The 10,317-nt window shown below is 73.7% G+C and carries 8 protein-coding genes; 2 read left to right on the forward strand and 6 right to left on the reverse strand.

The annotated features are described in order from the left end of the window. Positions 1 to 111 precede the first annotated feature (111 nt). Positions 112 to 2,415 carry a glycosyl hydrolase family 18 protein gene (locus ACIP82_RS33230; RefSeq protein WP_400658897.1) on the forward strand — a complete coding sequence of 768 codons (2,304 nt, stop codon included), beginning with the start codon at positions 112 to 114 and terminating at the stop codon, positions 2,413 to 2,415. Between the two features lie 73 nt (positions 2,416 to 2,488). Here ACIP82_RS33230 and ACIP82_RS33235 read toward each other — a convergent pair whose 3' ends face one another. Further along, positions 2,489 to 3,703: a geranylgeranyl reductase family protein gene (locus ACIP82_RS33235; protein WP_363610659.1), complete on the reverse strand. Its 1,215-nt coding sequence runs from the start codon at positions 3,701 to 3,703 to the stop codon at positions 2,489 to 2,491. Between the two features lie 304 nt (positions 3,704 to 4,007). On the opposite strand from ACIP82_RS33235, the gene ACIP82_RS33240 reads away from it, so the two are divergent. After that, positions 4,008 to 5,375 carry a dipeptidase gene (locus ACIP82_RS33240; protein WP_363610547.1) on the forward strand — a complete coding sequence of 456 codons (1,368 nt, stop codon included), beginning with the start codon at positions 4,008 to 4,010 and terminating at the stop codon, positions 5,373 to 5,375. On the opposite strand, the gene ACIP82_RS33245 is transcribed toward ACIP82_RS33240, so the two are convergent. From ACIP82_RS33245 to ACIP82_RS33265, 5 genes are all read right to left on the reverse strand, one after another. Beyond that, a complete protein-coding gene (locus ACIP82_RS33245) occupies positions 5,284 to 5,652 on the reverse strand; it encodes a DUF4184 family protein (RefSeq protein ID WP_400658899.1) in 369 nt (122 codons plus the stop codon). The genes ACIP82_RS33240 and ACIP82_RS33245 overlap by 92 nt on opposite strands. Before the next feature lie 80 nt (positions 5,653 to 5,732). Next, positions 5,733 to 6,800 (reverse strand): NUDIX domain-containing protein, encoded by a 1,068-nt coding sequence (locus tag ACIP82_RS33250; protein ID WP_363610543.1) that lies wholly within the window; start codon positions 6,798 to 6,800, stop codon positions 5,733 to 5,735. 422 nt (positions 6,801 to 7,222) lie between these two features. Continuing rightward, complete coding sequence (locus ACIP82_RS33255; protein ID WP_363610541.1) at positions 7,223 to 8,167, reverse strand: C40 family peptidase; 945 nt, start codon at positions 8,165 to 8,167, stop codon at positions 7,223 to 7,225. Between the two features lie 257 nt (positions 8,168 to 8,424). Further along, positions 8,425 to 9,846 carry an acyl-CoA synthetase gene (locus ACIP82_RS33260; protein WP_400658902.1) on the reverse strand — a complete coding sequence of 474 codons (1,422 nt, stop codon included), beginning with the start codon at positions 9,844 to 9,846 and terminating at the stop codon, positions 8,425 to 8,427. A 177-nt stretch (positions 9,847 to 10,023) separates the two neighbouring features. Next, the coding region (locus ACIP82_RS33265; protein ID WP_400658904.1) for an electron transfer flavoprotein subunit alpha/FixB family protein at positions 10,024 to 10,317 on the reverse strand (294 nt) is incomplete at its 5' end.

Here is a 10,317-nt window from a genome sequence, read left to right on the forward strand (position 1 = left end):
TCCTACAGTGCCCATGCCCCCGTCTCCCCACGGCGCGGGCACCGATCGGCCACGCACCACCCGTACGGTTCTACGTCACCCTGTCCAACCCCCACAGCCACAGGGAGAACCATGTCCGCTCGACCCCGGGCACACCGCCCGCGAGCGCGCAGCAGACTGCTGACGCTGCTCTCCGCCCTGCTCCTCCCGCTGGCCGCGCTCACCGTGCTGGCCACCCCTGCGAACGCCGCCGGAAAGCTCACCGCCACCTTCACCACCGTCAACAACGGCTCCTGGTGGCAGGGCACTTACGTCGTCCACAACGACAACACCGCCGCCGTCTCCGGCTGGACCCTGGAGTTCGACCTGCCGGCCGACGCCACCATCGCCAACAGCTACAACGGCACCGCGACGGCCAACGGCAGCCACGTCACCGCCACCAACGCCTTCTACAACGCGAACGTCCCCGCGCACGGCACCACCGAGCCGTACAGCTTCTGGTTCGTCGCCAACGGCCCGCTCGGCACGCCGACCGGCTGCCGCATCAACGGCGACAAGTGCGACGGGAGTTCGGACGTCCTGCCGTCCGCGCCCGGCACCCCGACGGTGACCGACTCCACCGCCCACAGCCTCGCGCTGCACTGGCCGGCCGCCACCGGCGGGGACTTCCCGGTCGTGTCCTACGAGGTGCTCAACGGGAGCACGGTGGTGGGCACCAGCACCACCACCGACGCGCTGGTCACCGGGCTCACCCCGGCCACCTCGTACACCCTGACCGTGCGCGCCAAGGACACCCGGGGCAACACCGGCCCGCTGAGCGCGTCCGTCACGGCCTCCACCTTCGACCCGGCCACCGACCCGGTGCCGCCCACCGCGCCCACCAACCTCCGCACCACGGCGGTGGGTTCGTCCGACGTGACGCTCGCCTGGAACGCCGCCACCGACAACGTGCGGGTGGCCGCGTACGACGTCTACCAGGGCGCCACCCTGGTCAAGACCGTCACCGGGTCCACGCTGACCGCCAATGTGGGCGGCCTCTCCCCGTCCACCGCCTACACCTTCACCGTCAAGGCCCGCGACGGCGCCGACAACGCCTCGCCCGCCTCGGCGCCGCTCTCCGTCACCACCGCCGACCTGGTCGGGGCCGGAAAGTACGCCCGGGTCGGCTACTTCACCCAGTGGGGCATCTACGGCCGCCAGTACTTCGTCAAGAACCTCGACACCTCGGGCAGCGCGGCCAAGCTCGACGTCATCAACTACGCCTTCGAGAACATCGATCCGGTCAATCTGACCTGCCTGGCCGGCGTCACCAGGGGTACCACCTCCAACCCGCAGGACCCGGACCAGGGCACCGGCGCGGGCGACGCCGACGCCGACTACGCCCGCCCGATGAGCGCCGCCCAGTCGGTGGACGGCGTGGCCGACGACGGCTGGGGCAAACTCCGCGGCAACCTCAACCAGTTGAAGAAGCTCAAGGCCAAGTACCCCAACCTGAAGGTGGTCGTCTCGCTCGGCGGCTGGACGTACTCCAAGTACTTCTCGGACGCGGCCGCCACCGACGCCTCCCGGCAGAAGCTCGTCAAGTCCTGCATCGACACCTGGATCAAGGGCAACCTGCCGGTCTACAACGGCGCCGGCGGTGACGGCGTGGCGGCCGGGATCTTCGACGGCATCGACCTCGACTGGGAGTGGCCCGGCTCCGGCGACGGCCACCCCGGCAACCACTACAGCGCCAACGACAAGGACAACCTCACCCTGCTGCTCGCCGAGTTCCGCAAGCAGCTCGACGCGCTCGGCGGCTCGCACAAGCTGCTGACCGCCTTCACCCCGGCCGACCCGGTCAAGATCAACCAGGGCTGGGACCTCTCGAAGATCTTCAACTACCTGGACATCGCCAACGTCCAGGGCTACGACTTCCACGGCGCCGGCAGCGACAACTCGTGGGAGCCGAACCGCACCGGCCACCAGGCCAACCTCTACGCGGACACCCAGGACCCGTACAACTTCCACTTCAGCGTGGACGCGGCCGTCCAGGCCTACCTGGGCGCCGGGGTCAACCCGCGCAAGCTCACCATCGGCTTCCCGTTCTACGGCCGCGGCTGGCAGGGCGTGGCGGACGGCGGCGCGGCGGGCGAGTGGCAGACCGCGACCGGCGCGGCGCCCGGACAGTTCGCCGAGGAGGCCGGCACCCGCGGGTACAACAACCTCATCACCACCTTCCCCAACCTCACCGTCTACCACGACCCGCAGTCCATCTCGACCTACGGCTACACCGGCCCCGGCGGCCAGTGGTGGACCTTCGACGACACCTGGTCGATCGCCCAGAAGACGGCCTACCTGAAGTCGAAGAACCTGCTCGGCAGCATGATCTGGGAGATGTCCGGCGACACCCCGAACGGCGCCCTCATCACGGCGCTGGACACCGGGCTCAAGTGACCGGAGCCACCGGGGCGGGCGCGACCAGCGCCCGCCCCGGCGGCACCCCGGTGCCTCGTACCCGGTGGGCCCGCTACCGGGAGGCCAGCGAGGTCAGCCGCCGGGCCACGCGGTACTGACGCAGCACCTGGGCGAAGGTGGTGTGCCCCTGGGTCGTACGGGCGAAGGCCCGCCAGGCCGGGCTGACCAGGCAGACGGCGGCGTGGAACAGGTACGGGCGGCGCTCGAACGCGGCCAGCATCTGCTTGCCGGCCCGCATCTCCACGCCCAGCCCGGCCTTGATGGCGAAGGCGTAGTTCAGCCCCTCGCGCCGCACCTCCCCGGCGTTGCCCGCCTCGGCGACCTTCACCGCCCACTCGCCGGCCAGCCGGCCCGAGCGCAGCGCGTACGAGATGCCCTCACGGGTCCACGGCTCCAGCAGCCCGGCGGCGTCCCCGGCCACCAGCACCCGGCCGCGGGAGAGCGGCGAGTCCTCGGCCCGGCAGCGCGTCAGGTGCCCGGACTCCACGCTCGGCGGGAAGCCGGACAGGCCCAGCCGCCGGATGTAGTCGGCCAGGTACTGCTTGGTGCGCTCGCCGTCGCCGCGGGCCGAGATGACCCCGACGGTCAGGCTGCTCGTCCCGGTCTTGGGGAACACCCAGCCGTAACTGCCGGGCAGCGGGCCCCAGTCGAGGTGGATCCGGCCCGCCCAGTCCTCCGCGACCTGCGGCGGGACGGGGATCTCCGCCTCCAGGCCCAGGTCGATCTGGTCGAAGGAGACCCCGACGTGCCGGCCGATCCGGCTGGCGCTGCCGTCCGCCCCGACCACCGCGCGCGCCTCGAAGGTGCGCCCGTCGGCTGCGGTGACGACGGCCGTCCGGTGCTCGCCGCCGCGCTGCTCCACGCCGGTGACGGTCACTCCGGTGACCAGCACCGCGCCCGCCTGCTTCGCCGCCTGCACCAGGCGCAGGTCGAACTCGTCCCGGTTGACCAGCCCGAACAGCATCCGCCTGGAGCGCCGCGTCCGGGTGAACCGGCCGTCGTACGCGAAGGTGACGGCGTGCACGCGGTCCTGCAGCGGCAGCCGGAAGTCCGGCGGCAGGCTGTCGCGGGAGGGGCCGATGATGCCGCCGCCGCAGGTCTTGTAACGGGGGTGCTCGGCCTTGTCGAGCAGCAGGACGCGGCGGCCCTGGGCGGCGGCGGCATGCGCGGCCGACGCTCCGGCCGGTCCGGCGCCGACCACGACGACGTCCCAGACGCCGTCGAGCGGGCCGCCGGACCCGGGCCGCGGCGTCTCGGGCGTCTCCACGGCCGCCTGTTCGGCCGGCTGAGCGGCCGGCTGCCGCTCGGGTTGACGCGGCTCGGACGGCAGTGCCTCGGACGGCTGTCCGGACGCCTCGGCGTCGAGCGGGCTACGGGAATCGGAGCTTCCGGAGTCAGTCACGTCGAGCAATCCTATGCGTCCCCCCGACCGCCGGTCGCCGCGCCGCCCCGAACCCCGGAGGATCCTCCCGGGCGTCCGTTCGACTCCGCCTATGATCGGCGGTACCCCCAGCCGTCGCCGTCCGCCCGGACCACCCCTCGGACGGACCAGCCACCCTCGGAGCACCCCGATGCCACAGCAGCCCCTGGCCGACGCCGTCCGGTCCCTGATGGACCGTGCCCGCACCGACCTCGCCGAACTGGTCGCCTTCCGCTCGGTCGCCGACCCGCGGCAGTTCCCCGTCGAGGAGTGCGAGCGGGCCGCCCGCTGGGTCGCCGACGCCTTCACCGCCGAGGGCCTGACGAACGTGCGGCTGCTGGACACCCCCGACGGCACCCAGTCCGTCTACGCCGAACTGTCCGGCCCCGAGGGCGCGCCGACCGTCCTGCTGTACTCGCACTACGACGTGCAGCCGCCGCTCGACGAGGACGCCTGGCTCAGCCCCGCCTTCGAACTGACCGAGCGCGACGGCCGCTGGTACGGGCGCGGCGCGGCCGACTGCAAGGGCAACATCCTGATGCACCTGACGGCGCTCCGGGCGCTGCGCCAGGTGTACGGCGACGGCTACCCGGTCGGGCTGAAGATCATCGTCGAGGGCTCGGAGGAACAGGGCACCGGCGGCCTGGAGCGGTACGCCGAGGCGCACCCCGAGCTGCTCACCGCCGACGTCATCGTCATCGGCGACACCGGCAACTTCGCCGCCGGCCTGCCCACCGTCACCGCCTCGCTGCGCGGTATGACGGTCGTCGAGGTCGCGATCACCACGCTGGGCGGCAACCTGCACTCCGGCGCCTTCGGCGGTGCCGCCCCGGACGCCCTCCAGGCCCTGGTCAAGGTGCTGGCCTCGCTGCACGACGAGCACGGCGACGTCGCGGTGGCCGGCCTGACCCGGGACCAGACCTGGTCCGGCGTGCAGTACCCCGACGAGCAGTTCCGCGCCGACGCCAAGGTGCTGGACGGCGTCGCGCTGACCGGCACCGGTACCGTCGCCGACCGGCTCTGGGCCCGCCCGGCCGTCACCGTCCTCGGCATCGACGCCCCGCCGGTGATCGGGGCCACCTCCTCCGTCCAGGCCGCCGCCAAGGCCCTGGTCAGCCTGCGGGTGCCGCCGGGCACCGACACCGCCGCCGCCCAGGACGCGCTGGTCGCCCATCTGGAGGCGCAGGTCCCGTTCGGCGCCCGGATCCGGATCGAACGGCAGGGCAACGGCGCCCCGTTCAGCGCGGACACCACCGGCCCGGCGTACGAGGCGATGGGCGAGGCGATGGCGGAGGCGTTCGGCACCCCGATGGTCGCCTCCGGCGAGGGCGGGTCGATCCCGCTCTGCAACACCCTGCGCTCGCTGTACCCGCAGGCCGAGATCGTGCTCATCGGCGTCGAGGAGCCGACCACCCAGATCCACGCCGTCAACGAGAGCGTCGATCCGCGGGAGCTGGAGCGGATGGCCCTGACCGAGGCGCTCTTCCTCCGCCGCTACGCCGAACTGCGGTCGGTCTGACCCCTCCCGCCCCCGGCCGGTCGCCGCTACGCGGACTCCCGCTCCGGCCGGGGCCGTTCACCGTTCCCGCGATCGCCACGTCCACCGTCAGCACCGCCCACCAGCGGTGCGTCAGCCGGCCCCGACCGTAGACCCCGGGGAACAGCGACTCCGCGAAGAACGGCACGTCGGGCGCCATAGACCCGGCGACCAGCGCCGACGCCACCAGCGGCCCGCGCTCCCCCGCCACGCGCAGCAGGGGCAGGACGGCGGCCGGGTGGCTCAGGGTGAACGGCATGCCCTCATCCTCCCGCCGCCGGCTCCGCCGGGGTGTGTCCGACGACGCGCCCGCCCGGCGCGACCTGCCGGAAACACCCCTTACGCCGCGTCGGCCGCCCGGGCCAGGCCGAGCCCGGCCCGCCGTCCGGCCTCCAGATAGCGCAGTTCGCCGCAGCGGCGGGCGTCCAGCGCGGCGGCGAGCCGCCGGTACCGGCCCGGGGGCAGCAGGCCGGCGGCCTCCTCCAGGCTGACGAAGCGCCAGCCGCGCAGTTCCTCCTGCTGGAGCAGCAGCCCCTGACGGGCGGTGGCGTCCAGCAGGCCGCCGTCGTACACGAGGCGCAGGCCGCCGCGGCGGGGGCCGGTGCGCGGCTCCCAGTCCACGGCGAGCAGGCGCAGCACGGACGGGTCGAGGCGCAGGCCCAGCTCCTCGGCGGTCTCCCGGAGGGCGGCGTCGGTCGGCGCCTCACCGCGTTCGACCACCCCGCCGGGGAACTCCCAGTCCGGCTTGTACACCGGGTCGACGAGCAGGACCCGGTCCTGCTCGTCGAAGAACAGCACGGCGGCGGCCACGGTGTCGCCGGTCGCGTCGGGGGTCTGGGCGATGGGGCAGCGGGCCGAACCGTCCTGGACGAGGGCGGCGAGCCGGACGGCGGTCTCGCGCGGGGTGAGGCCGCCGGTGTCGAGCAGCCGGGCGTCCCGGCCGAGCCAGCGCCGGGCGGCGCGGTAGCGGGGCAGGTGCTCCAGACACCAGCGCCGGACCAGCGCGCTGCGCTCCGGGTCGCCGGGGCACTCCTCGCGCTGGGCTATGCGCTCGCGCAGGATCGTTTCTCCAGGGTCCAGGACGAGATGGTGCACCGCGATGCCGTGGGAGGCGAGCCCGCCGAAGATCTCGTCCCGGTAGTCCTCCCTGAGCAGGGTCATCGGGACGACCAGCGGGCCCGGCACCTCGCCGAGCAGTGCGGCCGCCGTCTCGGGGACGAGCCGGCGCCAGGCCGGCAGGTCCTGGAAGTCGGAGACCGCCGCCAGCCGGTCCGCTGGCAGCATCCCGCGCAGGCCGGCCCCCACCAGCTCGGGATCGAACAGCGTGCTGCCGGGCAGCAGTTCCACCAACTCGCGGCAGGCACTCGTCTTGCCCGCCCCGAACGTGCCATTAACCCAGACGATCACAACGTCCCCTGCCCTCGACTTCGCCCCGTGCGGTTCACACCGGGCGGCGCCCCCGTCAGCCGAACCAGCGCCACCCGAGGTGGTACCCCCGCCGCGCCGGTCCCCATGCCTCCCCGCCGGGCCTGGCCCGCACGGTCCGCCCCGCCCTTGACAGGGGCATGTGCCCTGGCCAGATGCCTCGCGGTTCGACCAGGCGGACCGGTCGGTACGGCGGCTCCCGACGTCAGGAGAACCGGCCCGCCCGCCCAAAGTCCTACAGTCCCACCGGCCGCCGCCACCCCGATAGGCGCTTGCACCAATCTGCGCGCTCCCACCACACCCCACACGCCCAGCGCACGGGACACCCCGCACGCCCCCGCCCCGTGACACGCCGGTGCCCGGACCGAGCGGCCCGGGCACTGGCATCACACCGGACACACGCCTCAGGGGCGGCCCATGTGGGTGGGGTAGTAGCCGCTGCTGATCCGGGACACCCGGACCTTGGTTCCGGGCCGGGCGGCCTCCACGTACTGGTTGTCGCCGAGATAGATCGCCGTGTGGTGGATGCCCCGCGCGCTGCCGTCGTCGGACCAGTAGAGCAGGTCGCCCCGCTGCAACTGGCCGGCGCGGACCGGGGTGGTCGCCGCGTACTGGTCGTTGGCCACCCGGGGCAGGGAGATGCCGCCGTGCCGGAACGCCTGCTGCACCAGGCCGGAGCAGTCGTAGCCGTCCGGACCGTTTCCGCCCGTCCTGAACGGCTTTCCCACCTGCGCGAGCGCGTACTGCACGGCCGCCTCCACGTCCCCGTTCGCCGCCGGGGCCGAAGTCGTCGGCGCCCCCGACGGAGCCGGGGCCGAGTCGGCCGGACCGGTGGAGCCCGAGGAGGAGCCGCCACCTCCGGTCCTGGCCTGGTAGACGTCGGCGTGGGTGGTCCAGCGCCACTGGCCCTGACTGTTCTTGAACCAGTACCGCGAGCCGTCCCAGCCCTGGGTGATCCCCCCGGACGAGGAGCCGGCCGTGGTCGCGCCGGACGAGGAACCGCCGGAGCCGGAACTGGAGCCGGAGCCGGAGCCGCCCGTCCTGGCCTGGTAGACGTCGGCGTGGGTGGTCCAGCGCCACTGGCCCTGACTGTTCTTGAACCAGTACCGCGAGCCGTCCCAGCCCGCATGGGCCGGTGCCGGGTCGGCAGCCGCGCTGCCCACCCCGGTCCCGAGGCCGAGCACGCCGGCTCCGGCCGCGATCACGGCCACCGAGGCCATCCCCCGCCGGACCCGCGCCGCCCGGGAGGTCCGGGCGGAACGGGCCGCTGCCCGCTGGTCGTTGGTGGCTACGGGCTGCCCGGTCGGATCGCCGGTGATGCCCGGTGCGCCGGTGTTGACGGTCGTCATCCTGTCTGTCTTCCTTTGCTGAGCTTCGCTGAGCCTTACGGAACACGACTGATCCAGCGAGCGGCCCCACCGGGGTGCGAACGCTCTCCGGGCGACATGCCGCGGCTTCCGGCCCTGCGGCCGGAAGCCGCGGCGTGTCGCCCAGTGATTCAGTTCTGCCTGCGTGTCACGTTAAGCACACGTTCGCTCACGGTGCGCAGTGGAGTGGGCCAAAGGGGTTCACGGAAGATGAGTGACCGTCAGCGGGTGACTTCCCGTCACCCTTGCGCCGACTCCGCCAGCAGCTGCTTCTTCAGCACCTTTCCCATGGCGTTCCTGGGCAGGTCGGCCACCAGCACCACCCGCCGGGGCCGCTTGTGCACCGAGAGCCGCTCGGCCACAAAGGCCGTCAGCTGTTCCCCCGTCACCGCACCGTCCGGGATGACGTAGGCGACCACCGCCTGGCCGAGGTCCTCGTCGGGCGCGCCGACCACGGCGGCGTCCACGACCGCCGGGTGGTCACGGAGGGCGGCCTCCACCTCACCCGCGCCGATCCGGTAGCCGCCGCTCTTGATGAGGTCCACCGAGGCCCGGCCGACGATCCGGTGGAAGCCGTCCTCACCGATCACCGCGACGTCCCCGGTGCGGAACCAGCCGTCCGCCGTCCAGGACTCCGCGTTGGCGTCCGGCCGGTCGAGGTACCCGGAGAACAGGGTCGGGCCGGCCACCTGCAGCTCGCCGACGCTCTCGCCGTCGGACGGAACGGGCCCGCCGTCCTCGCCGACCAGCCTGGTCCGGACGCCCTCCAGCGGCAGGCCGACGCTGCCGGGGCGGCGCTCGCCGTCCGCCCGGGTGCTGACGGTGATCAGCGTCTCGGTCATCCCGTACCGCTCGACCGGGGCATGGCCGGTCAGCGCGGCGAGCTTCTCGAAGACCGGGACGGGCAGCGGAGCGCTGCCGGAGACCAGCAGCCGGGCCGAGGCCAGGCGCCCGGCCGCCTCCGGGTCGGCGGCGAGCCGGGACCAGACCGTCGGCACCCCGAAGAACAGGCTGCCGCCGGAGGCCGCGTACCCGGCCGGGGTGGGCCGTCCGGTGTGGACCAGCCGGCTGCCGGTGCGCAGGGCGCCGAGGACGCCGAGCACCAGACCGTGCACATGGAACAGCGGCAGGCCGTGCGCCAGCGTGTCCTCGGCGGTCCACCGCCACGCGGCGGCGAGCGCGTCCAGATCGGCGGCGACGGCGGCGCGGCGGATCATCGCCCCCTTCGGCGCTCCGGTGGTGCCCGAGGTGTAGAGCACGAACGCGGTGGCGTCCGCGGCGGGCTCGGCGTACGTGGTGGCGGAACGCTCCGTCAGGTCCACCGGCAGCGCGTCCGTTCCGGCGGCCGACGGCACGTCGTCCCCGGCGGCGTGCGCGAGCAGGGCGGCGCCCGAGTCACGGAGGATGTGCGCGCGCTCCTTGGGCCCGGAGTCGGGCGGCAGCGGCACCACGGGTACGCCGGCCAGCAGCCCGCCGACCACGGCGACGACGGTCTCGGCGGTGGGCCGGGCGTGCACCGCCACCGCGGGGGCACCGGCCACCCGGTCGGCGACGGCGGTCGCCGCGGCGAGCAACTCCTCGCGGGAGAGCGCCCGCCCGTCGATCCTCAGCGCGTCGCCCGAATCGCCGTAGTGGCCGTGAAGTGCCGTCAACAGTGTCATGCGTCTGCCCTCGCCCTCGCTCGCGGTGTGGCGCCGTGCCGCCGGTCGTGCGCCGACTCTACGGGCCGTCGCACCGCCCGGTCCGCAGGCCGCCGGGCCCGGACACCCGCAGGTCACGACGGAGGGCGCACCCGGAAGTCTCCCGGGTGCGCCCTCCGTCGTACGGGCCGGGGCGGGTCAGCCCTTGCGGGCCTTCACCTCGGCGGTGAGCTGGGGCAGGACGGCGAAGAGGTCGCCGACCACGCCGTAGTCGACCAGCTCGAAGATCGGGGCCTCCGGGTCCTTGTTGACGGCCACGATGGTCTTCGAGGTCTGCATGCCGGCCCGGTGCTGGATGGCGCCCGAGATACCCGCCGCGATGTAGAGCTGCGGGGACACCTGCTTGCCGGTCTGGCCGACCTGGTTGCTGTGCGGGTACCAGCCGGCGTCCACGGCGGCGCGCGAGGCGCCGACGGCCGCGCCGAGCGCGTC

It is taken from the genome of Kitasatospora sp. NPDC088548 (assembly GCF_044753005.1).
GTDB lineage: Bacteria > Actinomycetota > Actinomycetes > Streptomycetales > Streptomycetaceae > Kitasatospora.